Source organism: Rathayibacter sp. VKM Ac-2760 (genome assembly GCF_009834185.1).
GTDB lineage: Bacteria > Actinomycetota > Actinomycetes > Actinomycetales > Microbacteriaceae > Rathayibacter.
Genome location: NZ_CP047173.1, coordinates 2,776,187 through 2,799,832 on the forward strand (window position 1 = coordinate 2,776,187; position 23,646 = coordinate 2,799,832).

Below are 23,646 nucleotides of genomic sequence, written 5' to 3' on the forward strand. Positions count from 1 at the left end.
CCCTCAGGCCGCCGACGGCACCACCAGGTCGAGCTCGCCGCTGCCGGAGTTCGGCTCGAGCTCGAAGCCGCGGCCTGCGGCCCATGCGGCGAGCTCCTTGAGCGACGACGTCTCGACCCCGTCCTCCGCGAGCGCGCGGACGAACAGCCCCTTGCCCTGCTTGTTGAAGTGGTTGAGGTTTCGCAGCTGCCCCGCCGCATCCCGTGAGCGGACGCGGACGAAGAAGCGCCCCTCCCCCGCGGCCAGCGGCCCGAGCGCCGCGTACGACTCGCTGCGCAGATCGAGCACGAGGCCCTCCAGCGCGGAGAGCTCGCGACCGGCCTCGGCCGCCCACCAGCGCTTCAGCGGCATCCCCGGCACCCGCGAGTCGTGCGACAGCCGGTAGGCGGGGATGCCGTCCAGCCCGCGGACGGGCCCCCACAGCGCCGACTGCACCACGACGATCCGTCCGAGGACTGCCCGCGGTCCGGCCGACAGCGACGCGGCGTCGAGCGCATCGAAGAGCACCCCGTCGAAGCGGTCGACCGCCGGCATCGCGGGCGCGGTCGGCAGAGCCGCGTTCCGCTCGATCTCACCGAGCTGCCGAGGCCCGAGCTTCAGTGCCCGAGCGGCGGCATCCCGATCACCGGCGAGCGCGACCAGCGCGTCCCGCAGGACGAGCCGGCGCTCGAGCAGCGCCGGGAACGCGAGCTCCTCGACCCGGAACTCGGCCGAGCCGCCGTCGCGCTTCGTCTCGGACGGGGGCAGCAGGACGTGCACGGGGTTCCTTCGGAGGTCCAGGCGCCGAAGCGCGATGAACGCGGTGCGAGTGCACCGCGAACGACGGAGGGGCCGGGCGATCGCGATGATCACCCGGCCCCTCCGGTCGCCGCTCGAGGCGGCGGGTCGTCAGACCAGCGCGGCCTCGCGGGCCACGACGGTGACGACGTCGTTCTCGACGGACAGGAAGCCGTCGTCCGCCTGAGCGGTGATCCGGGTGCCGTCCGCAGCCGTCACGCGCACCTCGCCCGAGGCGAGGATCGCGAGCATCGGCTCGTGACCGACCAGGATGCCGATCTCGCCCTCGACGGTGCGAGCGGAGATCTGCTTCGCCTCGCCCGACCAGACCTCCGCGTTCGCGGAGACGACGCTGACCTTCAGGGTCCCGGCCATGATCAGCCGTTCTCCTTCTGGATCTGGGCCCACTTCTCCTCGACGTCCGTGATCGGGCCGACGTTGAAGAACGCCTGCTCGGCCACGTGGTCGAACTCGCCGCGGGAGATCGCGTCGAACGACTCGATGGTGTCCTTCAGCGGGACGGTCGAGCCCTCGACGCCGGTGAACTTCTTCGCCATGTAGGTGTTCTGCGAGAGGAACTGCTGGATCCGGCGCGCACGCGACACCGTGATCTTGTCCTCCTCGGAGAGCTCGTCGACACCGAGGATCGCGATGATCTCCTGCAGCTCCTTGTTCTTCTGCAGGATCTGCTTGACGTTCGTCGCCACGCGGTAGTGGTCGGCACCCAGGTAGCGGGGGTCGAGGATGCGCGAGGTCGAGGTCAGCGGGTCGACGGCCGGGTAGAGGCCCTTCGACGCGATCTCACGGGAGAGCTCGGTCGTCGCGTCGAGGTGCGCGAACGTGGTGGCCGGCGCCGGGTCGGTGTAGTCGTCCGCGGGGACGTAGATCGCCTGCAGCGAGGTGATCGAGTGTCCACGGGTCGAGGTGATGCGCTCCTGGAGCACACCCATCTCGTCGGCGAGGTTCGGCTGGTAGCCCACCGCGGAGGGCATGCGGCCCAGAAGGGTCGACACCTCCGAGCCGGCCTGGGTGAAGCGGAAGATGTTGTCGATGAAGAGCAGCACGTCCTGCTTCTGCACGTCGCGGAAGTACTCCGCCATCGTCAGCGCGGAGAGCGCCACGCGGAGGCGGGTTCCCGGCGGCTCGTCCATCTGGCCGAAGACGAGGGCGGTCTTGTCGAAGACGCCCGCCTCCTCCATCTCGGCGATGAGGTCGTTGCCCTCGCGGGTGCGCTCGCCGACACCGGCGAACACGGACACTCCGCCGTGGTCCTGCGCGACGCGCTGGATCATCTCCTGGATGAGGACGGTCTTGCCGACGCCCGCTCCGCCGAACAGGCCGATCTTGCCGCCCTGCACGTACGGGGTGAGGAGGTCGATGACCTTGATGCCGGTCTCGAAGAGCTCGGTCTTCGACTCGAGCTGGTCGAACGCCGGCGGCTTGCGGTGGATCGGCCAGCGCTCGGTGATCTCGAACGCCTGGCCGTTGATCGTGCCGTCGGCGTCCGCGTTGAGCACCTCGCCGATCACGTTGAAGACCTTGCCCTTGGTCACGTCGCCGACCGGGACCGAGATCGGCAGGCCGGTGTCGTGGACCTCCTGGCCGCGGACGAGTCCGTCGGTCGGGTTGAGCGAGATGGCGCGGACGAGGTCGTCGCCCAGGTGCTGCGCGACCTCGAAGGTCAGCTTGGACGAGACGCCCTCGACCTCGACGTGCGTGTAGAGCGCGTTGTAGACCTCGGGGATCGCGTCGTGGGGGAACTCGATGTCAACGACGGGGCCGGTGACGCGGGCGATACGGCCGACGGCCCCGCCCGGAGTCCCGGTCGCCGCCTCAGGTGCGGTCAGTGTCATTGCTTCTTCCTTCTGTGGTCTCACCGCACCCGGAGGGCGGAGGCTTCGTGTCGGGGAGGTGCGCCGTCTACTTCGAGGACGACAGGGCGTCGGCGCCGCCGACGATCTCGGCGATCTGCTGCGTGATCTCGGTCTGGCGCGCGTTGTTGGCGAGCCGGGTGTACGTCTTGATGAGCGTGTCGGCGTTGTCGCTGGCCGACTTCATCGCCTTCTGGCGCGCCGCGTGCTCGGAGGCCGCCGACTGCAGCATCGCGTTGAAGATGCGGCTCTCGACGTAGACCGGCAGGAGGCGGTCGAGGACCGTCTCGGCGTCGGGCTCGAACTCGTAGAGCGGGTACAGATCGGTGTTCTGATCCTCGGCGCCCTCGACGACCTCGAGCGGCAGGAGACGGACCACCGTCGGCTGCTGCGTGACCATGCTGACGAAGCGGTTGTAGACGAGGTGGATCTCGTCCACTCCGCCCTCTTCGTCATCGAGGTTGTACGAGTCGACGACCGCGTCCGCGATCTCCTTCGCGGTCTCGAACACCGGCTGGTCGGTGCCGCCCGTCCAGATGCGGACGCTCGGGCGCCGGCGGAACGAGAAGTACGCGTTCGCCTTGCGGCCGACCAGGTAGAAGACGACCTCCTTGCCCTCGCTGCGCAGCAGCGAGGCCAGCTCCTCCGCCTCCTTGAGCACGCTCGAGGAGAACGCGCCGGCCAGGCCGCGGTCGGAGGTGAAGATCACGATCGCGGCCGTGTCGAGCTTCTCGCGCTCGGTCGTGAGCGGGTGCTCGACGTTCGAGTAGGTCGCGACGGCCGACACGGCGCGCGTGATGGCGTTCGAGTACGGAGCCGCGGCGGCGACGCGGTTCTGCGCCTTCTGGATGCGCGAGGCCGAGATCAGCTCCATGGCGCGGGTGATCTTCTTGGTCGTCTGGGCCGAGCGGATCTTCGACCGGTAGACCCGGAGTTGCGCTCCCATGTGTCTCCTGTAGTCCTTGTCTGAATCGTCGAGGGGTCGCTGTTAGCGACGGCCCTTGACGATCTTCTCCTGGCCGACCTCGTCGGCCGAGATCGCCTTGTGCTCCTCGCGCCCGACCGAGGCGAGCGGCTTGCCCTCACCGGTCTGGAACTCGAGCTTGAAGCCGTCGACGGCACGGTGGAGCTCGGCGACGGTGTCGTCGGAGAGCACGTTCGTGTCGCGCAGCGTGGAGAGGACCTGCGTGTTGCGGCCCAGGTAGTCGAGCAGCTCGCGCTCGAAGCGCAGAACGTCGGGGACGGGCACCTCGTCGAGCTTGCCGTTCGTTCCGGCCCAGATCGAGACGACCTGCTCCTCGACGGGGTACGGCGAGTACTGCGGCTGCTTGAGCAGCTCGGTGAGGCGAGCGCCGCGGGCGAGCTGGCGACGCGAGGCGGCGTCCAGGTCGGACGCGAACATCGCGAAGGCCTCGAGCGAGCGGTACTGCGCCAGCTCGAGCTTCAGCGTTCCGGAGACCTTCTTGATCGACTTGACCTGGGCGTCACCGCCGACGCGCGAGACCGAGATGCCCACGTCGACCGCCGGACGCTGGTTGGCGTTGAAGAGGTCGGACTGGAGGAAGATCTGGCCGTCGGTGATCGAGATCACGTTGGTCGGGATGTACGCCGAGACGTCGTTCGCCTTGGTCTCGATGATCGGGAGACCGGTCATCGAGCCGGCGCCGAGCTCGTCGGACAGCTTCGCGCAGCGCTCCAGCAGGCGGGAGTGCAGGTAGAAGACGTCGCCGGGGTACGCCTCGCGTCCCGGCGGGCGGCGCAGGAGGAGCGAAACGGCGCGGTAGGCCTCGGCCTGCTTCGACAGGTCGTCGAAGATGATCAGGACGTGCTTGCCGCCGTACATCCAGTGCTGGCCGATGGCCGAGCCGGTGTAGGGGGCGAGGTACTTGAAGCCCGCGGGGTCCGAGGCGGGGGACGCGACGATCGTCGTGTACTCCATCGCTCCGGCGTCCTCGAGCGCGCCCTTCACCGAGGCGATGGTCGAGCCCTTCTGGCCGATGGCGACGTAGATGCAGCGGACCTGCTTGTTGGTGTCGCCGGACTCCCAGTTGGCCTTCTGGTTGATGATCGTGTCGATCGCGATCGCGGTCTTGCCGGTCTGGCGGTCGCCGATGATCAGCTGGCGCTGGCCGCGGCCGACCGGGATCATCGCGTCGATGGCCTTGATGCCGGTCTGCAGCGGCTCGTGGACCGACTTGCGCGACATGACGCCGGGGGCCTGGAGCTCGAGGGCGCGGCGGCCCTCGGAGGCGATGTCGCCGAGTCCGTCGATCGGGTTGCCGAGCGGGTCGACGACGCGGCCGAGGTAGCCGTCGCCGACGGGGACGGAGAGGACCTCGCCCGTGCGGGTGACCTCCATGCCCTCCTCGATGCCGGAGAACTCGCCAAGGACGACGACGCCGATCTCGTTCTCGTCGAGGTTCTGGGCGAGGCCCAGGACGCCGTTGGAGAAGCGGATCAGCTCGTTCGCCATGACGCCGGGGAGACCCTCGACGTGGGCGATGCCGTCGGCGGCGTCGATGACGTAGCCGACCTCGGTGGTGGACGCCTTGCCCGGCTCGTACGACGAGACGAAGTCCTTCAGCGCGTCGCGGATCTCATCCGGGCTGATGGTGATATCTGCCATGGGAATTCCTATTCGTTGGGTCCGTGCGAGCCGAAGCGGTCGTCGGGGCCTGACCTGGGTGGTGCGGAGGTCGGAGGCGGCGCGAGCCGCTCCCTGAGGATACGTGCGTCCGTCAGGACGCGAGCTGGAGCTTCAGGTCGGACAGCCGCGCCGAGACGGTTCCGTCGATGACCTCGTCGCCGACGTGCAGTCGCATGCCGCCCAGGAGGGAGGGGTCGACCAGGACGTTGACGGAGACCGGGCGGCCGTACTGGCGCGTGAGCGCCGAGCGGAGCCGGTCGAGCTGCTCGGGGTGCAGCGGAGCCGCGACCGAGACCGTGGCGATGGTGAAACCGCCCTGATCGGCGACGACGCCCGCGGCGAAGCGGACGAGCTCGGGGATGCGGCGACCGCGCGGGTGCGCGATCAACTGGCGGAGGATCGCGAGCGTCTCCGCGGCGGCCTTGCCCTCGAGGAGGCGCTGCACGAGCGCGACCTTCGAGTCCGCGGCGGCGAGCTTGCTGCCGAGCGCGAGCTCGAGCTGCGCGTCCGACGCCACGACGGCGCCGAAGGTCTGCAGCTCGGTCTCGAGCGAGACTCCCTCCGGAGTGGCGGAGGCGATCGCGCGGACCCCGACCTCCTCGATCCCGGCGATCAGATCGCTCGGGCTCGACCAGCGGTGTCCGACGACGACGGTGAGCAGGCGCTTGGCCGGCTCGCCGAAGGGCGCGAACACCCGGGCGACGAGAGCCTGGCGGCTGCCCGCGTCGGTGCTCGGGTCGGAGAGGACCGTGCGCAGCTGCGCCTGCCCGTCGATGACCCGGGCCGCCTCGAAGAGCTGCTGGGCCGTGTCGAGGGACGCCTGGCCGCCGAGGGCGGAGAGCTCCGCCTTCGCCGACGCGAGTGCCTGCCTTGACGCGCTGCCCATCAGCTGTTCGCCTTCTCCGAGGCCTCGAGGTCGGCGAGGAAGCGGTCCACGATCGCGGACGCCTTCGCGTCGTCGTTGAGGCTCTCGCCGATCACGCCGGAGGCGAGATCGATGGCGAGGGTTCCGACTTCGGAGCGCAGAGCGACGACGGCCGACTGGCGGTCCGCCTCGATCTGGGCGTGCGCGTTCTGGAGGATGCGCTCGGCCTCGGCCTGCGCCTGCTCCTTCTTCGCCGCCACGATCGCATTGCCGTCGGCGTTCGCCTTCTCGCGGATCACTCCGGCCTCGGCGCGAGCCTCGGCCAGCTGAGCGGTGTACTTCTCGAGCGCGATCTCAGCCTGTCGCTGGGCCTCGTCGGCCTTCGCGATGTTCCCCTCGATCGCGGCGGAGCGCGCGTCGAGCATCGTCTGGATGCGCGGCAGGACCAGCCTCCAGAAGAAGAACAGCAGGATGAGGAAGATCACCCCCGACCAGAAGAAGTCGTAGAACTCCGGGATCAGAATGACCGCGGGGACGTCACCTTCTTCCGCAGCGATGTTCACAGCGGTGCTGAACACGACTACGCCGCGAAGATGAAGTAGGTGGCGAGACCGATGAGCGCGAGCACCTCGGTGAACGCGATGCCGAGGAACATCGTGGTCTGGAGGCGGCCGGCCATCTCGGGCTGGCGCGCCATGGCCTCGACGGTCTTGCCCGCGACGATGCCGACACCGATGCCGGGGCCGATCGCTGCGAGGCCGTAACCGACCGTCGCGATGTTGCCGGTGAGTTCGGCGAGAACGGTGACTGAGTCCACGAGTGGGTCCTTTCAGTGGGGTGATCGTGTGAACGGGCGGGAGCCCGTGAGTAGTGGGGTCAGTGCTCCTCGGCGACGGCCAACTGGATGTAGACCGCAGCGAGGAGGGTGAAGATGTAGGCCTGCAGCACGGCGACCAGGAGCTCGAAGAGCGTGAAGGCGCCGCCGAAGGCGAAGGTCACGACCCCGAAGAGCTTGAAGCCCGGGTCGATCTGCGAGCTGAAGAGGAAGAACTGCGTGGCCGAGAAGCACAGCACCAGGAGCAGGTGCCCGACGATCATGTTCATCACGAGCCGCAGCGCGAGCGAGAGCGGACGGATGATGAACGTCTGCAGCAGCTCGATCGGCGTGAGGATGAAGTAGATCAGGAACGGGGCCCCGGGCGGGAACAGGGCGTTCTTGAAGAAGCCCATCCCCCGGTCCTTGATGCCGGCGTAGATGAAGGTGACGTACGCCACCAGGCCGAGGAAGAGCGGCATGCCGACGACCGAGGTTCCCGCGATGTTCAGGAACGGCACGATGCCGGTGAGGTTCATCGCGATGATCGCGAAGAAGATCGTCACCAGGATCGGCAGGAAGCGGCGCGCGTCCTTCTCGCCGAGGATGTCCTTCGCGATCGTCACGCGGACGAAGTCGAAGGCCATCTCCACGACGCTCTGGAAGCGGCCGGGGACGATACGCATCTTGCGCGTCCCCAGGTAGAAGAACAGCATCAGTGCGATGACCGCGATGAAGCGGACCAGCATGACGCGGTTGATCTCGAAAGGGGTTCCCTCGAAGAGGAAACCGGGCGGGAAGAACTCGGAGATCGACGGGGTGTGGAAGTCACTCTCACCGGTCGAGGACGAGACCAACAGGGTCACAGCGTTAGCAAACAGCGCTAGCTCCTGGAATTCGGGGCGTGGCACGTGGCAGACGAACGACGTGAATCGTTCGGACGCAACGCTCTCGCGACGACGAAAGGTGGGGTATTCCGCTCGGACGGCGTTCGCACTCGGCGGTCGACATCAACGATGAGACGACCTGAGGACGGGCACACGTCGCCTGCGGGGATTGGACCCTACTGTAGCAACAGAACGGCCTGAGAGCCGAATCGTGATCCTCTCAGACGGCACTCGGGCGGCGCTCATCGGGCGATGTCGCTGACGTTCGCCATCCGCGAGCGCGAGACGACGAGCACGTCGATCACGAGCGAGCCGAGGACCGCGGCGATGATCGTGACGAACATCGCGGTGCTGTTCAGCCAGGGCTGGTCGCGGAGGACGAGGGCCGCGATCACGAAGAGGACGAACTTGGCCAGCCAGGTGCCGAGCACCACGGCGAAGAAGCCGCCGATGTCCAGGCGGTTGGCGACCAGGATGCTCGCCGCCGTGAGCGCCACCATCACACCGCCGACGATCGCGCCGAGCAGGGCGCCCACGGCCCCCTCCCCGCCCGCGGCGAGGAAGCCGACGATCGTGCCGACGACCGCCAGGGCGAGCACGAAGACTCCGCCGACGGCGAGCGTGCGCCGCAGGACGGGGACCGAGGCGGGCTGGGGACGGGGGGTGGCCGGGGAGTCTCCGGTCATCATGCTTCTTTCTGCGCCGGACGCGGCGCTGTCGTGTTCTGTCCGAGCGGGACCTCGGCCGCGGTGCGGCCCGGCTCCGCCGAGGAGGCGCGGTCGAGGGGGTCGAGGACCGGGGACGCCTCCGCCGACTGCGCGGCCGCCTCGAGCCGCTTGCGGCGGCTGAGCGGCAGGAGCGTGACGACGGTGCAGACGACGAGGCCGACGGCGAGGAAGCCGAGCGGCACCCAGAGCACGTCGACGACGAACATCAGCAGGCAGCTGAAGGCGACGACGGCCGTCCAGGCGTAGAAGATGAGCACGGCGTGCAGGTGCGAGTGGCCCATGTCGAGCAGGCGGTGGTGCAGGTGCTTCCGGTCGGCGCTGAACGGCGACTTGCCCGCGCGCAGCCGGCGGAAGACGGCGAGACCGAAGTCCATCAGCGGCACGACGAGGATCGCGAACGGCAGGATGATCGGGATGAACGCCGGCAGCAGCTCCTTCGCCGCGAGCTGCGAGGGGTCGATCTGCCCGGTGACCGCGATCGCCGAGGTCGCCATCAGCATGCCGACGAGCAGCGCTCCGCCGTCGCCCATGAACATCTTCGCGGGCCGCCAGTTGATCGGCAGGAAGCCGGCGCACGCGCCGACGAGCACGACCGCGATGAGCGAGGCGAGGTTGAAGTAGTCGGTCGGCGACGTCTGCTGCACCAGCAGGTAGCTGTAGAGGAAGAAGACGCCGTTCGCGATCAGGGCGACGCCGGCGACGAGGCCGTCGAGGCCGTCGATGAAGTTGAGCGCGTTGGTGACCAGCACGATCGCGAGCACGGTGATGATCAGCGACATCCAGGGCGAGCCGACCGTGAGACCGCCGATCGGCAGCGAGACGATCTGGACGCCCTTCCAGGCGATCAGCCCGGCGGCGATCATCTGCCCGGCGAGCTTCGTCGTCCAGTCCAGGTCCCAGATGTCGTCCGCCACGCCGATCAGGACGATCAGCAGGCTCGCCCCGAGGATCGCGAGGATCGGCTCGGGATTCGCGAAGACCAGCCGGAAGTAGGGCAGCTGCGAGGCGATGCCGAAGCCGACGAGGATCCCGAGGAACATTGCGATGCCGCCGAGGCGCGGGGTCGGCCGGGTGTGCATGTCGCGCACCCGGATCGCCGGGTAGAGCCGGTACTTCAGGCTCAGCTTCCAGATGACCCAGGAGAGCCCGCAGGTCACGACCGCCACGGCGATCGAGACCAGGACGAAGGTGATCATCGGCTACTCACCCGGGGCGGGATCGGGGCGCGCGCTGCCGCTCGCCGCCGCCTCGTCCTGCAGGCGGGCGCGGGACGCCCAGTCCGGCCGCGCCGTGGGAGCGGGCTGCTCCTCGGCGACGGCGGGCTCGTCGTCCTCGATCGAGGGATCGCTGAGCTCGGTCGAGGCGTCGTAGGACGGGCTCGTCGCGGGGACCTCGGGCTCCTCGGCCGTGGCGACGCCGTCGAGGAGCAGGCCGCCCACGACCTCGCGGATGCTCTCGGCGGAGACGACGCCCTGGCGGAGGATCCGCAGGGTGCCGCCCTCGAAGCTGAGTGCCGTCGCGTCGACGATGGTGGAGGACTCGCTCGCGCCGGCGGGACGGTCGCTGTAGCGGCGGCCGGCGGCACCCGCGTCGAGGTAGACGTCGACGGAGTCGCCGAGCTGCTCGAACGCCTCCTGCGCCGTGGTCGCGGAGGGCTTGCCGGTGCGGTTCGCGGAGGAGACCGCGAGTGGCCCCGTCTCGGCCAGCAGCTCGAGGGTCACGGGATTGTCGGGCATGCGCAGGGCGACGGTGCCGCGGGTCTCCCCCAGGTCCCAGACGAGGGACGGCTGGGCGTGCAGCACGATCGTCAGCCCGCCGGGCCAGAAGGCCTTCGCGAGCTCGCGGACGGCCTCCGGGACGTTCTCCGCGAGGGCGTCGAGAGCGGCGACGTCGCCGATCAGCACGGGCGGCGGGGACTGCCGGGTGCGCCCCTTGGCGTCGAGCAGGCGCTGCACCGCGGCGGCGTCGAAGGCGTTCGCCGCGACCCCGTACACCGTGTCGGTCGGCAGGACGACGAGCTCGCCGCGGCCGATCGCCGTTCGCGCGAGCCGGGTGCCGGTCAGGAGGTCCGTGTCGACGGAGCAGTCGTAGATGCGAGACATAACGCGACAACGATACCGGGCAGCACCCTGACCGAGGCGATCCCGGGACTAACGTCGCCCCGCGCCGGACCCGATCGCGGGGACGGTCCGGTCGATCGCACGATGGACCGAGCTCGTGCGAGTGGAGTGGTGAGATCGGTGAGAGTGCTCTTCGACGCGTTCTGGTGGGTCAGCGGGCCGACGGCGAACCGGACGGTCCTGCGCGAGCTCGTGCTCCGCTGGCGGCGGGACCACCCGGGCGACGAGCTGATCATCGCGGTGCCCCGGCGCGAGGCGGCGGCGGCGCGGGCGGAGCCGGCGGCCTCCGGGCTCCGCGTGGTGGGCTCACGACTGCGCCCGCACGCCCTCAGCAACGCACTGGAGCTGCCGCGGCTGGCCCGCGCCGTCGCCGCCGATGTCGTCGTCGTGCACAACTACACGCCTGCCACCGGGTCCTGCCCGTCCGTCGTCTTCATCCACGACCTGGTGTTCGAGGACGAGCCCTCCTGGTTCAGCCGCGTCGAGCGGCTCTACTTCCGGCCGATGGCGCTGCTGGCGAGGCGGGCCACCGCGGTCGCGACATCGACCTCGACCGAGGCGGCGCGGATGGAGCGCCTGCATCCCGAGCTGGCCCCCGTGCACGCGATCGGGCTCGCGGTCGCCACGGAGCTGCTCGCCGCGACGCCCGTGCGACCGCCCTGCGTCGAGGAGTCGCTTCCGTTCGCGCTGAGCGTGGGCCGACTGAACGCGCGGAAGAACCTCGTCGCCGCCGTTCGGGGTGCGAGGGCGTCGGGCCGCATCCGCCCTTCCACGCCGCTGCTGGTGGTCGGCAGCGCTGAGCACTCCGGGGCCGGCACCGGGGTGCCGCCGTCGATCCGAGCGCTGGTGCTCGAGGGGTCGGTGGTCTTCGCGGGCCGGGTCTCGGACGGCGAGCTGCGCTGGCTGTACGAGCACGCCGCCGTCACGATCTACTGCTCGCTCGACGAGGGCTTCGGGCTCCCGCCGATCGAGGCGATCGCCTTCGGCTCGTCCCTCGTCGTGAGCGACCGGCCGGTCTTCCACGAGACCGTGCCGGGCGTGGCCGAGTTCGCCGATCCGCTCGATCCCTCCGCCATCGCCGCGGCGGTGGACCGCGCCTGGCACTCGCGGCGGAGTGGGGACGCCGACCGCGGGGCCGGAGCGCTCGACGGCGGACACTGCTGGAGCGCGACCGTCGGTCGCCTGCGCGGTCTCTGCGAGGACGCCGCGAAGCGCTGAGGGCACGCGAGCGCGCGATCCGCGCCGCCGGACGCGCCAGACGGATCGCCGCGGAACCGGCGCCCTACCGTGTTCCGGCGGCTCGCCTGCCGTCGTGATCCCGATCGGGAGGCCCCTTCCATGATCCGCCGCGTCGCTGCCCTGGTCGGGTCTCCGACGGCGCGCAGCTCCTCGAACGCCGCTCTCGAGCGCCTCGTCTCGCGCGGCGCGAGCGCGGTGGTCGGCCTCGTCGTCGCCGTCGCCGTCTCCCCCGCGGAGGCCGGCGTCTACGCAATGGCCTCCCTCGCGCTCACCCTCCTCCAGGAGGTCGGGGAGAACACCATGCGCCAGCTCGGTGTCGCGATGTGGCGGAGGGACGGCGGCGCGGAGCTCGTCCGGCGCTCGGCCGTGCTGATCTCCTGCGGCGGAGCAGCGGTCATGGCGGCGGTCGTCGGCACCCTGCTCGCGACGTCCGCCGCATCACCCGCCCAGACCCTGGCCCTCCTGCCGTTCGTCGCCGTCGCGGCGCTCCAGGGCGCGAGCATCCCGGCGCTGACCCGCGCCCAGTACGACGGGCGCTGGGCCTCGATCTCGCGCAGCCAGGCCGTCGGCAGCGTCGTCTCGGTCGTCGTGTGCGTCCCGCTCGCCCCCGTCGTCGGCATCGCGGCCGGCTCGCTGCAGACCTGCATCACCGAGGGGATCCTCCTCCTGCTGCTGAGGAGGACCGGGACGACGCCCGTCCCGGATCTGCCTCGGCGGCCGGTCCTCCGCGACCTCGTGCTGCCGTCTGTGCAGAGCAACTTCTTCGGCTGGCTGCAGGGCCAGACCGAGCGGATCCTGGTCACGGTCCTCGCCGGCGCCACGACGCTCGGCCTCTACTCGATCGCGAGTCAGGTCGCCCGCGCTGTCACGGACGCCGTCGTCCTCGGGCTCACCAACGTGCTCCGGTCGCGGCTGGCGACGGCGGGCACCGAGGCGGAGCGCTGTGCGGTCCTGCGCTCGATCCTGTCGCAGGCGATCGGCGCCGCTCTGACCGTCGAGACGACCATGGTCGCGATCGATCTCCTCGTGCTCGGTCGGATCCTCGAGCCGTCCTGGCATCCGGCGCTGCTGATCGTGCCGGTCCTCGCGATCTCGTCCGTCCCGCTGGCCTGCACCTGGTGCGTGTCCTCCTTCCTGATCGTCCAGGGGCGGGCGGGCGTCCTCCTGCCCTGGCACTGGGTCGGAGTCGGACTGGGGATCGGCGTCGGAGTCACCCTCGCCCAGGACCTGCTCCTCGGCGCCTCCTCGGCCGTCGCGCGGGACGCCGTCGCCCTCGCAGGCCGACTCCCCTTCGTCGCGCGGGACGTCGGCCGTCCTTTCCTCCTCGGCATCGCGATCTGCAGCGCGATCGGCGCCGCCATCGGAGCGGTCGGCTTCGGCGTCGCGCTCCTGCAGTACCGGTGAGCGACGGATGCCCAGTCCGCGGACCCCTCGACCCTGAACCCCGAAGGAAGCCCCATGGCCGCACCCCCGGCTCCTCCCGTCCCCCGGTCGGTCCCGCGACGATCGACCACGGGCTGGTACCTCGCCCTGCTCGTCCTGCTCCTCGGCGGAGCGGTCTTCTGGATCGTGACCGGCGACGTCCGGGTCCCGCTGCTCGCGGCCGGCGCCGCGATCGTGCTGGTCGTCGCTCGGATCCTGTCTCCGGCCGCCGCGGCGATCCTCCTGGTCGTCCTCTACGCGGCGGTCCCCTTCGACTACCTCCCGGCACCGCTGCCCCTCCCGGTGCTCAGTCCCCTCATCCTGCTCGCGGCGCTCCTCGCCGTCGCGACCGGAGCACCCCCGCCCCCGTGGCTCCGTGGGATCGCGCTGCTGCCGGCGTTCACCTTCGCGCTGTACGCCCTGCTGATCCCGATCCTGCGGCCGCACGGGCAGCTGGCGACCGTTCTCGCCACGACCGCCGTGCTGATCCTCGCTCTGATCGCGATACCGCTCCGCATGAGCGACCCCTCCGTCTTCGGACCGCTGACAGCCGCGCTCCTCCTGGTCGCCACCGTCCTGGCCCTGCTCGGGATGGTGGAGTCCGCGACGCAGTCGAACGCCTACGCCGAGATCTACGCCTCGTCCCCCTACCCGCTGACGCAGGAGTGGAGCGTCTACCGCATCCTGACGACGCTGGGTCACCCGCTCGTCAACAGCACGTTCTTCGCGTCGGTCGGCTCGCTCGCCTTCGGCCTCTTCCTCCGGGGGCGCCGCCCGGGCGCTCTCCTCGCCTTCGCGGCCTGCTGCACCGCCGTGCTGCTCACCGGCTCCCGCAGCGGAGTGGCGGCGATCGGCACCGGAATGGCGATCGCCGGTGGCCTCACCGTCCTCCGGCTGACGGGGAGCCGCTTCGTCCGGCTCGCTCTCGTCGTCGTGCCGTTCGCCGTGATCGTGGCGATCGTCGGGCCGGAGGCACTCGACGCGCGGTCCTCCAGCGAGGAGGGAAGAGTCTCCGCCGAGGTCCGCGACCTCGTCCTGCGGATCGCACTGAGACTGCTGCCCACGGAATCGGGGATCTTCGGGTCGGGGGGCGGCCTCTCGAGCACCGTCTTCGAGGAGAACGGCGGACGGCACTACGCGCTCGAGAGCAGTCTCTGGCAGCTGGTCCTCAGCTACGGCCTCATCGGTGCGGTCCTGCTGCTCGGCCATCTGCTGATCGTGCTCCTGCGCTCGATCGCCCGTGGCGCGATCGCCGGTCCCGCAATGCTGGTCGCCTGGGTGGTCTCCGCCTCCGCCTTCAACCTCCTCGAGTCCGTACCGGCCGCACTGATCGTCCCGGCCACCGCGATCCTGCTCACCCTCTCCGAGGCGCGATGGGGGACGGAGGGCCTCGGAGCGGTCGAGGCGACCCGGGGCGGAGAGCCCGCCGCCACGCATGCCGCGCCAGCCGCAGAGGAGAGAGCGCCGCGCGACGCCGACCGCCGAGCGGTCTTGCTAGCGTCCTGCGCGCTGCGGGACACCGAGTCCTCGGCCGCCCCGAGGAGTGCATCATGGAATCGACACGTCGCTGGCTGGTCGCCACGACCGAGTACGCAGGGCTCACGCCCTACACCGGAGGGATCGGCCGCGGCTTCGCCTCGCTGCTGCCGGCGCTCGTGCGAGCGGGGGCGCAGGTCGATCTCGTCGTCTTCCACTGCGACCCCCCTCTCGTGGACTTCGACCCTGAGGGCGTCCGGGTCCTCGAGTACGTCCGCCTGCGGCGCCGGCCGGCCGTCGGGCAGCTCCTCCGCAGGGCACTCCACCTGCGGGCCCTCGTGCTCCGCTCCCGCTACGACGTGGTCTTCCTCGCCGAGTGGGAGGGGATCGGGGCGCTGCTCCCCCGGCGAGCACCGCTCGTGACCAACCTCGCGACCGGATTCCGCATCGCGGACTGGATCGCCGGCCCGGCGACGCGAGGGCGCACGCTGCGCACGCGACTCGTCATCGGCCTGCAGAAGCGCTTCGAGACGCGCCAGATGACGCGGTCGAGGGGGCTCGTGCCGATCTCGCGTGCGGTCCGGGACTGGTATGCGGCCCGAATCCCGGCGCTCCCGCCCTCGGTCGTGGTGCGCAACTGCATCGACGTGCCTTCCGTGCGAACGAGCGCGCGGACCAGCGACCTCCCGGACGGCTGGCCGACGGGATCCGGCCCCGTGGTCCTCTTCCTCAGCCGCATCGAGCGGCGGAAGGGCGTCCTGACCGCGATGCAGGCCTTCGACGACCTGGCGCGAGCCCGTCCGGACGTCTCCTTCGTCTTCGCGGGGTCGTTCTGCTTCCTCGAGCCGACCAGAGAGGAGCTGCTCGCCCTGGTCGCCGACGAGCACCACGACCGCTTCACCTTCCTCGGCCACGTCGGCGGCGGGGAGGTCTACGCCGCGATCCGGGCCGCCACCGTCGTGACCTGCCCGTCGCGCTGGGAGGGCTTCGGCAACGCCGCGCTCGAGGTCAAGGCCGTCGGCACGCCGCTCGTCGTGACCACCGGGAGCGGCTTCGACGACTTCTGCGAGGACGAACTGGATGCGCTGATGGTGCCGCGCGACGACCGCGTCGCCCTGGCCGCTGCGATCGCGCGCCTGCTCGACGAGCCCGAGCTGCGGGAGCGGCTGACCGAGCACGCGTCGAGCGGGATCGACGCGTTCACCGCGGACGCGGTGGCACCCGACCTCCTCGCGGCCGCGGAGCGGCTGCTCGGGCGGGACCACCGGCCCGCCGCCGAACCCCGCGTGGCGGACGAGCGTCGATGATCCGCGACCGCGCACCGCGCTCGATCACGATCGGCGTCCCGGTCTACGACGTCTCCGCCTACGTCGAGCGCTGCCTCTCCTCCCTCTGGGCGCTCACCGTCCCCTCCGTCTGCTCGGTGCAGGTGATCGTGGTCGACGACGGGAGCCCTGACGACTCGATGGCGAAGGTGTCGGCCGCGATCGCGCACGCACCGCCGGCGTTCTCGATCGAGATCGTCAGACACGAGAGCAACCGCGGGCTGGCCGAGGCGCGGAACACGATCCTGGAGCACGCCACCGGAGAGGCGCTCTGGTTCGTCGACTCGGACGACCACGTCCATCCGGACATGCTCGCCGCGATGGTCGCCTCGATGTCGGCCGAGGTGGACGTCGTCGTCACCGGCCTGCGCGCGATCGGGGAGTCGGGCGAGCGGCTCGACGCCGCTCCGATGCCCTATACCGGGCCCCAGCTCTGGACGGGCGGCGACGCCGCGGTCGAGCTCTTCGAGTTCCGCCTGTGGGCCTCGCTCTGGAACAAGCTCGTCCGGCGGGAGCTCTACGACGGCCTCCGCTTCCCCGGCTCCCGCTGCTACGAGGACACCGCGCTGATGGCCGTCCTGCTCGCCCGGGCGCGGTTGGTCGCGTTCCTCGATCGCGAGCTCTACGTCTACTCCGTCCGGCCGGGGGCGATCACGGACGGCCTGAGCGTCGACCTCCTCGATCTGTCGAGGAACGTCCGTCACGTCGTCGGACTGCTCGAGAGCGAGTTCCCGCTCCTCGCCGCGCTCCCCTCCGTCGCCGCCTACACGGCGCGGGCCGCGCATCTGGCCCCGCTGCGTCTCGTGGCGCTGCACCCCGCGGCGGTCGACGTCGGACGGACGATCGAGCGCGAGGTCTCCGCCGACATCCGCCCGGCCGACGTCCTCCGCGTGGCCCGCGGCGGGCACCCCGCGGTCGCCGTCGCCCTCGCGGTCATCAGGGTGTCGCCGTCCGCCTACGTGGCGCTGCTCCGCCTCGCCACGACGACGCGCGTCCTGCGCCGATTCCGGCGCGTCTGAAGCGGCCGAGGCGGCACTGCGCGCCACTCGGCCGACGTCGAGGGCCCCGCCCGCAGGAGCCCGCCGGCGCGCGGATAGGGTCCCCGCCATGCCTAGATCCCTCGCCGTCCTCGGCACGCGCGGCTATCCCAGCTACTACGGCGGCTTCGAGACCGCCGTCCGCCGGCTCGCCCCCCACCTCGTCGACGCGGGCTGGGACGTCACCGTCTACGGGCGCCCCGGAGCGACCGTCGACGACGCGCCCGACCGGGACCACCGCGTCCGCACCGTCGTCACCTCGGGCCGGGACACGCGCTCCCTGAGCACGCTGAGCCACGGGCTGAGCGCGACCAGGGACGCGGTGCGGCGTGCGCCCGATGTGGCGCTGGTGATGAACGCGGCGAACGGGCTCTTCCTGCCGCTGCTGGAGTTCGCCGGCATTCCGACCCTCGTCAACGTCGACGGCATGGAGTGGGAGCGGGAGAAGTGGGGACCGCTGGCCCGGTCCGTCTTCCGTGCCGGTGCGCGGATGACCGCGAGGCACGCCACCGAGCTGGCCTTCGACGCCCGCGAGATCGCCCGCCGATGGGGCTTCGACTTCCAGCGGGACGGCGTCCTCCTCCCCTACGGCGGCGACGTCCCGCCCGCCCTGCCCGTGGAGCCCGGACTGCAGCACCGGTCGTACGCCCTGATGGTGGCCCGACTCGTTCCGGAGAACACCGTTCAGGAGTTCTTCGCCGCCGCTCCCGAGATCGCCCGGACGCACGACGTGGTCATCGTCGGATCCTCCGGCTACGGGGGCGCGCTCGACCACCAGGCGGCCCACCTCGCGGCGTCGCACGAGCGCATCCACCACCTCGGCCACCTCAGCGACGACGCCCGGCTCTTCGCCCTCTGGCAGCATGCGGGCGCCTGCTTCCACGGTCACAGCGTCGGCGGCACCAATCCGGCGCTGGTTCAGGCGATGGCCTGCGGCGCCCCGATCGTCGCCCGGGACACCGTCTACAACCGCGAGGTCCTCGGCGAGCGCGGCGTGTTCGTCGAGCCGGACGCCGCGTCGATCGCCGCCGCGGTCCGCCGGATGCTCCACTCTCCCGACCAGCAGAACGCGACCGGCGCGGACGCCCTGGAGCGCGCCCGAGAGCACTACTCCTGGGAGGCCGTGTGCTCCGGCTACGAGCGGACCCTCGCCGCGCTCGCCGACGGCGCCCGGAGACCGTCCTCCCGACCGCTGCAGGCGCAGCGGTGAGGCCGTCCGTCCGCAACGTCGTCGAGGAACGCCGACCTGCGGTGCCGGCGCCGCGCCGCGCGCTCGTCGTCGCGAGTCCGTACCCCGAGGGGGCGGCGAGAGCGCTGATCGCCGGTGCTGCGGCTCGAGGCGTCCTGGCCGGGGAGATCGTGCCCCGGACGGGACTGGTCGCTCGCGCCGCCTCGATCCCCCTCCCCTCCGCGGCAGCCCGCACGCCGTTCGCGAGGCGGATGCGCGAGCTCCGGGACCGGTACGCGTCGTGCCCCGCGCACCGGGTCGAGCGGGTGTCGCACCTGGCGGAGCTCGTGCTCCGAGCGGGGCGCCGGCTGCCCTCGCCCGGCCTCGTGCTGAGGTCGTCCTACCTGTCCAAGATCTTCTTCGATCGGGCGGCGGCGTCCGTCGACCTCGCCGACGACCGGGTCGTGCTCGGCTTCCCGGGCGCCTGCCTCGCGCTCTTCCGCGCCCATCCCGACGCCCGGCGGGTCTTCCACGCCGTCGACGCGCACCCGCGCGCGCACAATCGCGAGCTCCTCCGGCACTTCTCCCGCCGCCGGAGCCGGGCCGAGCGCTACCCCGCGCGCCTGGTCCGGCGGATCGAGAAGGAGCTACGGCTGGCAGACGTCGTCCTCACCCCGTCGACGATCGTCTCGGAGCAGATGGCCCGGTACGGCGTCGACCGCTCGAAGATCGTCGAGATCCCCTACGGCGTGAGCCTGGCGGGATTCACGCCCGAGGGGCCGACCGTCGAGAGAGACCCGGAGCGGCCGCGGCTCGTCTGCGCGGCGCACGTCTCCTGCCGGAAGGGCATCCCCCAGCTCCTCGACGCCGTCCGAGGACTGCCGGTGGACCTCGTCCTGGTCGGTGGGGTCTTCGATCGGCGGATCCTCCACGGCGTTCCGTCGAACGTGATCGTCACCGGGCCGCTGTCCGCGGACGAGCTCGCGCGTGAGTTCCGGACGGCTGACGCGTTCATCCTCCCGACCCTGGAGGACGCCTGCTCGCTGGTCGTCGCCGAGGCGGCGGCCTCCGGGCTCCCGGTGATCACGACCGCCGCCAACGGCGCCGCCGCCCTCCTCGATCCGGTGCACGGCACGGTCCTGCCCTCCGGAGACGTCGACGCGCTCAGGAAGGTGCTCGGTCGAGTGCAGCTGCTCGAGCGTGCGACACGGATGGCGATCTCCGATCGGGTGCGCTCCTCAGCGACGGCGATCACGGACTGGAGCACCTATGCGGAGCGGGTGCTCGACGTCGTCCTCGCCGAGGAGCGCGCCCTCGGTGTTCAGAATCCAGGCGGCGCGACGTCGCGAAAGGCGCGAAACTGACAGACTCTCGTCCATACACGAGACATGCTCGTTTTCTCGTATACGATGTCGTTCCTGTCCTCCTGCGCGAGAAGACCCTGCCGAGATCGGCGGTCCGCCCCGCGCTCCCGCCCTGACCGAAGAAGAGACCACCGCCATGCTCCGACGCCTCGACGGCACCGCACCCAGAGTCATCGCCGTGACCGTGACCTCAGGGAAGCGCAGCGTGATGCTCGCCCGCGTCGTCGAGGCGGCGCTGCAGGCAGGCGCCGAATCGGTGCACGTCGTCTTCAACGGGAACGGCGGGCAGGAGCGCGTGATGCGCGGACTCCTTCCGGCGGATCTCGACGCGCGGGTGAGCGCCACTACCCTGCCCAACGACCTCGGCACCGCCGGCGGCTTCCGCACGGCGATCGAGCACTGCCGCACGCAGGAGCCGGACTACGCCTGGCTCCTCGAGGACGACACCGTCCCGCGGCCGGACGCGCTCGCCGTGCTGCTGGCCTCGCCGCAGGCCCTCGACCCGACGGCCTGCCATGCGAGCCTGCGCGAGACGGACTTCTACCAGTCCCAGCTCGTCACCGGCCGGCCCGCTGCCGAGGTGTTCCCGAGCCCCGGCCGCTTCCTCGACAACGACGTCCGCCGGCTGCTCGACCGCCGCGCCGGCGGCCGCTGCGGCAGCCGCCCGCAGGAGCCGATCGCGGTACCGGTCGCTCCCTACGGTGGCCTGCTGGTCTCGCGGACCGCGCTCACGGCGATCGAGCCGCCGCGCCAGGAGTTCGTCCTCCGGGGCGACGACCGGGAGTGGACGCAGCGGATCACGCGGGGCGGCTTCCCGATCCACCTGCACCCTATGAGCCGGATCGACGAACTCGACGCCTGCCGGGACGCGGCCGACCGCGCGTCCGCGACCGACGTGCTCCTGCACGCCTCGAACACGCACGAGCTCTACCTCGCCGTCCGCAACCGGACCGCTCTGGATCTCGAGGCGGCCCGAGCAGACGGACGGCGAGCCGAGCGCGTGTTCGCCCTCAACCGCGGTCTCTACTGCGCCGCGCTGGCGGCGCGCGGTCTGCGGTGGGGTCGGGTCGCGACGACCCGCACGATCCTCCGCGGCGTCGTCGCGGGCAGCCGGGGGCGCTTCCTCTCCGCGCGCTGAGGTGAGCGGCGGCGCGCCGGGCGAGCCCCGGGGTCAGGTCGTCAGGAGTCCGAGCTCGACGAGGTCGTCGAGCAGCCGGTCGATCTCCACCTGAGCGCAGCCGCCCCCTGCTCCGTCCAGGTCGTCCGCCGCTCGGACCACCGCGGCGGCCTCGGCCCTCGACCGGCATCCGCCCTCGGCGAACCGCTCCCAGAGCAGCCGGGCCGACGCCTGCAGCACGACCGGCTGCGCCCCGGCGGGAGCACCGAGGGGCAGGAGGTAGAGCCCCTGCGGGGTCGCCACCGTCGCGACTGCGGGTCGCGTCGACGGGCGCCGGGAGGAGGTCGGACGCTCCCCCGCCCCGGGATCCGCCGCCGGCGCCGACCGAGGCGCGCTCGTCGCGGCGAGCGCGGCATCCGAGGGACGCGGTTCGGCGTCTGCCGTGACGGACGCCGGGGCGGCGGCGCCCGCGGTGGCCCGCGCAGCGCGGCGCACCGCAGTGAGGTCTCGGACAGCGGGCGGCAGGGCGGCGACCGCTGCCGCGAACCGCCTTCCCCGGAGCCGCAGCCGGGCGGAGGCCGTCCGCGGCGCCAGCGGGTGATCGATGGCGAGGTCCCGACCGGCGGGGAGCAGCGCGCGTCGGAGCAGGCGGAGCCGCGTCGCGAGTGTGGGCGCCTCGGCGAGCGCCAGCAGCCAGTCCCCCGTCCGGCTCAAACCCCGCGTGCGCAGCCGCCAGAGCGCGTACTCGCGACTCGGGCGGACGGGCAGCGCGACGTCTGCTCCGATCCGGGCGAGGAACGGCGCGATCGGCTCGAGGCAGCCCAGTTCCCCCGCGAGAGCGGCCACCGCCTCCTCCCGGCCGCGCGCCGCCACTGCGGCGACGAGCTCGTCCAGCTCCGCCGCGCTGCGCTGCTGGTAGAGGGCGCGCAGGCTGTGCAGGGCGGAGACGAGGACCGCCGCCTCGACGCCGCTCGCCCGGACCGGCACTCCGGCGACCTCGATCTCGCAGCGGGTGCGCCAGAGCACCTCGAAGGCGCGCTGCGGATCGACGAAGAAGCCGGGCCAGCTGGTGTGCACGTCGATGTCGCACGGCCAGGAGGGGTGCAGGAGGGTCACCGAGTGGGTGACGAGCGCGCGGTGCGCGGCGGACCCCGGCCGGACCGACCAGCCGCGCTCGGCGAGCAGCGCGAGGAGCCGGCCTGCGTCGGACGGGTCGACCAGCACGTCCGCATCGCTGGAGGGATGGGGACGGCGGATCCGGTGCGCGTCGGCGATCGGACCTTTGATGAACAGAGCGCGGATCCCCGTGCTCCGGGAGAGCTCGTCCACCAGCGCGTGGACCAGACCGACGGCGGCGTCCAACGGGAGGTCGGCAACGGGTCGCACGGTGGCTGCTGCCCCTCTCCGTCGGCGGCGCGGATCCGCACCGCCGAACACCGTAGGAGCTTCCGCCGGAAGGAGGATGCCCGGGCGCGGCATCGACGTCCGCCTGCGCGGGACGTCGCCCGCGCCGGGTGGGCCGCTCCCGGTGAGCGGGCGCCGCGGCGACGTCCGGACACCCGCTCGACGTGCGGTAACGTCCCAGCTGGAAGCCCCTGTCCCCCTCCCTCCCACTCACAGCAGGAGCACTCGTGCGAATCCTCGTCACCGGCGGAGCCGGCTTCATCGGCAGCAACTTCGTCCACCTCACCCTCCGCGAGCGGCCGGACGCGCGGATCACCGTGCTCGACAAGCTGACCTACGCGGGCAACCGCGACTCCCTGGCCCCGGTCGCCGACCGCGTCACCCTGGTCGAGGGCGACATCGCCGACGCCGAGCTGGTCGACCGCCTGGTCGCCGACGCCGACCTCGTCGTGCACTTCGCCGCGGAGTCGCACAACGACAACTCGCTGAACGACCCGACGCCGTTCCTCGAGACGAACATCATCGGCACGTTCACGCTGCTGCAGGCGGTGCGCGCGCACGACGTCCGCTACCACCACATCTCGACGGACGAGGTCTACGGCGACCTCGAGCTCGACGACCCGGCTAAGTTCACCGAGCAGACGCCGTACAACCCCTCGAGCCCCTACTCCTCGACCAAGGCCGGCAGCGATCTCCTGGTGCGGGCCTGGGTGCGCTCCTTCGGCGTGAAGGCGACGATCTCGAACTGCTCGAACAACTACGGGCCCTACCAGCACGTCGAGAAGTTCATCCCGCGGCAGATCACGAACGTCATCGACGGCGTCCGCCCGAAGCTCTACGGCGCGGGTGAGAACGTGCGCGACTGGATCCACGTGGACGACCACAACAGCGGTGTCTGGGCGATCATCGATCGCGGCCGGATCGGCGAGACCTACCTGATCGGCGCGGACGGGGAGAAGAACAACCTCGAGGTCGTGACGCGGATCCTCGACGCGTTCGGCCTGCCGGAGACCGCGTTCGACCACGTGACCGACCGCCCCGGCCACGACCTCCGCTACGCGATCGACTCGACCCGCCTGCGCACCGAGCTCGGCTGGGAGCCGCGTTACACCGACTTCGAGTCGGGCCTCGCGGCGACCGTGCAGTGGTACCGGGAGAACGAGGCGTGGTGGCGCCCGCAGAAGGCGGCGACCGAGGCGAAGTACTCGGTGCAGACCAGCACCACTCCGTAGCGGCCGGCGCTGCACGGGCCTGCGGCCGTCGTCTCCGGACGGCGGCCGCTTCCGCGTGCCCGGACGCGACGCGGTGTCGCTCCGAGCCCGGCGGGCGTCGCGTCCGCACGGACGCGGGACCGCGTTCGGGGGGCCCGCGGGCGGGGCATTCTT

Annotated in this window: 22 protein-coding genes; 9 read left to right on the plus strand and 13 right to left on the minus strand. The window is 71.4% G+C overall.

The features are described from left to right. Positions 1–3 precede the first annotated feature (3 nt). From yaaA to GSU72_RS12650, 12 genes are all read right to left on the minus strand, one after another. Positions 4–759 (minus strand): peroxide stress protein YaaA, encoded by a 756-nt coding sequence (gene yaaA, locus GSU72_RS12595; RefSeq protein WP_159985381.1) that lies wholly within the window; start codon positions 757–759, stop codon positions 4–6. A gap of 129 nt (positions 760–888) precedes the next feature. Beyond that, positions 889–1,152 (minus strand): F0F1 ATP synthase subunit epsilon, encoded by a 264-nt coding sequence (locus GSU72_RS12600; protein ID WP_159985382.1) that lies wholly within the window; start codon positions 1,150–1,152, stop codon positions 889–891. Positions 1,153–1,154: 2 nt separating this feature from the next. Next, positions 1,155–2,630: a F0F1 ATP synthase subunit beta gene (gene atpD, locus GSU72_RS12605; protein ID WP_159985383.1), complete on the minus strand. Its 1,476-nt coding sequence runs from the start codon at positions 2,628–2,630 to the stop codon at positions 1,155–1,157. Between the two features lie 67 nt (positions 2,631–2,697). After that, positions 2,698–3,594 carry a F0F1 ATP synthase subunit gamma gene (locus GSU72_RS12610; protein WP_159985384.1) on the minus strand — a complete coding sequence of 299 codons (897 nt, stop codon included), beginning with the start codon at positions 3,592–3,594 and terminating at the stop codon, positions 2,698–2,700. 42 nt (positions 3,595–3,636) lie between these two features. Further along, positions 3,637–5,274 (minus strand): F0F1 ATP synthase subunit alpha, encoded by a 1,638-nt coding sequence (gene atpA / locus GSU72_RS12615; protein WP_123702905.1) that lies wholly within the window; start codon positions 5,272–5,274, stop codon positions 3,637–3,639. A 112-nt stretch (positions 5,275–5,386) separates the two neighbouring features. Next, a complete protein-coding gene (locus GSU72_RS12620; RefSeq protein ID WP_159985385.1) occupies positions 5,387–6,181 on the minus strand; it encodes a F0F1 ATP synthase subunit delta in 795 nt (264 codons plus the stop codon). Beyond that, positions 6,181–6,738 (minus strand): F0F1 ATP synthase subunit B, encoded by a 558-nt coding sequence (locus tag GSU72_RS12625; protein WP_244255793.1) that lies wholly within the window; start codon positions 6,736–6,738, stop codon positions 6,181–6,183. Before GSU72_RS12625 ends, GSU72_RS12620 begins: the two co-directional genes overlap by 1 nt. Positions 6,739–6,740: 2 nt before the next feature. Further along, positions 6,741–6,977, minus strand: a complete 237-nt coding sequence (locus GSU72_RS12630; RefSeq protein WP_055794702.1) for an ATP synthase F0 subunit C — start codon at positions 6,975–6,977, stop codon at positions 6,741–6,743. 59 nt (positions 6,978–7,036) lie between these two features. Beyond that, positions 7,037–7,840 (minus strand): F0F1 ATP synthase subunit A, encoded by an 804-nt coding sequence (gene atpB, locus GSU72_RS12635; RefSeq protein ID WP_123445503.1) that lies wholly within the window; start codon positions 7,838–7,840, stop codon positions 7,037–7,039. A gap of 263 nt (positions 7,841–8,103) precedes the next feature. Further along, positions 8,104–8,547: a hypothetical protein gene (locus GSU72_RS12640; RefSeq protein WP_244255795.1), complete on the minus strand. Its 444-nt coding sequence runs from the start codon at positions 8,545–8,547 to the stop codon at positions 8,104–8,106. After that, positions 8,547–9,785 (minus strand): MraY family glycosyltransferase, encoded by a 1,239-nt coding sequence (locus tag GSU72_RS12645; protein WP_159985387.1) that lies wholly within the window; start codon positions 9,783–9,785, stop codon positions 8,547–8,549. Before GSU72_RS12645 ends, GSU72_RS12640 begins: the two co-directional genes overlap by 1 nt. Positions 9,786–9,788: 3 nt before the next feature. Further along, a complete protein-coding gene (locus GSU72_RS12650) occupies positions 9,789–10,691 on the minus strand; it encodes an L-threonylcarbamoyladenylate synthase (RefSeq protein WP_159985388.1) in 903 nt (300 codons plus the stop codon). Between the two features lie 138 nt (positions 10,692–10,829). Here GSU72_RS12650 and GSU72_RS12655 point away from each other — a divergent pair, with 138 nt between their 5' ends. From GSU72_RS12655 to GSU72_RS12690, 8 genes are all read left to right on the plus strand, one after another. Then, the gene (locus GSU72_RS12655) at positions 10,830–11,927 is read left to right on the plus strand and encodes a glycosyltransferase family 1 protein (protein WP_159985389.1); all 1,098 of its coding nucleotides are present in this window, start codon (positions 10,830–10,832) and stop codon (positions 11,925–11,927) included. A 120-nt stretch (positions 11,928–12,047) separates the two neighbouring features. Beyond that, on the plus strand, positions 12,048–13,352 hold the full coding sequence (locus GSU72_RS12660) for an oligosaccharide flippase family protein (protein WP_159985390.1): 1,305 nt from the start codon (positions 12,048–12,050) through the stop codon (positions 13,350–13,352). A gap of 54 nt (positions 13,353–13,406) precedes the next feature. Continuing rightward, complete coding sequence (locus tag GSU72_RS21910) at positions 13,407–15,269, plus strand: hypothetical protein (protein WP_159985391.1); 1,863 nt, start codon at positions 13,407–13,409, stop codon at positions 15,267–15,269. Further along, positions 15,185–16,153 carry a glycosyltransferase family 4 protein gene (locus tag GSU72_RS12670; protein ID WP_159985392.1) on the plus strand — a complete coding sequence of 323 codons (969 nt, stop codon included), beginning with the start codon at positions 15,185–15,187 and terminating at the stop codon, positions 16,151–16,153. Before GSU72_RS21910 ends, GSU72_RS12670 begins: the two co-directional genes overlap by 85 nt. Then, positions 16,150–17,190 carry a glycosyltransferase family 2 protein gene (locus tag GSU72_RS12675; RefSeq protein ID WP_159985393.1) on the plus strand — a complete coding sequence of 347 codons (1,041 nt, stop codon included), beginning with the start codon at positions 16,150–16,152 and terminating at the stop codon, positions 17,188–17,190. The genes GSU72_RS12670 and GSU72_RS12675 overlap by 4 nt, the downstream gene beginning before the upstream one ends. A gap of 88 nt (positions 17,191–17,278) precedes the next feature. Next, positions 17,279–18,418: a glycosyltransferase gene (locus GSU72_RS12680; RefSeq protein ID WP_159985394.1), complete on the plus strand. Its 1,140-nt coding sequence runs from the start codon at positions 17,279–17,281 to the stop codon at positions 18,416–18,418. Beyond that, a complete protein-coding gene (locus GSU72_RS12685) occupies positions 18,415–19,740 on the plus strand; it encodes a glycosyltransferase family 4 protein (RefSeq protein WP_159985395.1) in 1,326 nt (441 codons plus the stop codon). Before GSU72_RS12680 ends, GSU72_RS12685 begins: the two co-directional genes overlap by 4 nt. A gap of 136 nt (positions 19,741–19,876) precedes the next feature. Then, positions 19,877–20,878, plus strand: coding sequence for a glycosyltransferase (locus GSU72_RS12690; RefSeq protein ID WP_159985396.1), 1,002 nt, complete (start codon positions 19,877–19,879; stop codon positions 20,876–20,878). Between the two features lie 33 nt (positions 20,879–20,911). Here the strand turns inward: GSU72_RS12690 and GSU72_RS12695 are convergent, their stop codons facing one another. Next, positions 20,912–22,243, minus strand: coding sequence for a nucleotidyltransferase family protein (locus GSU72_RS12695; RefSeq protein WP_159985397.1), 1,332 nt, complete (start codon positions 22,241–22,243; stop codon positions 20,912–20,914). A 245-nt stretch (positions 22,244–22,488) separates the two neighbouring features. On the opposite strand from GSU72_RS12695, the gene rfbB reads away from it, so the two are divergent. Further along, on the plus strand, positions 22,489–23,493 hold the full coding sequence (rfbB, locus tag GSU72_RS12700) for a dTDP-glucose 4,6-dehydratase (protein ID WP_159985398.1): 1,005 nt from the start codon (positions 22,489–22,491) through the stop codon (positions 23,491–23,493). The last annotated feature ends 153 nt before the right edge of the window (positions 23,494–23,646 follow it).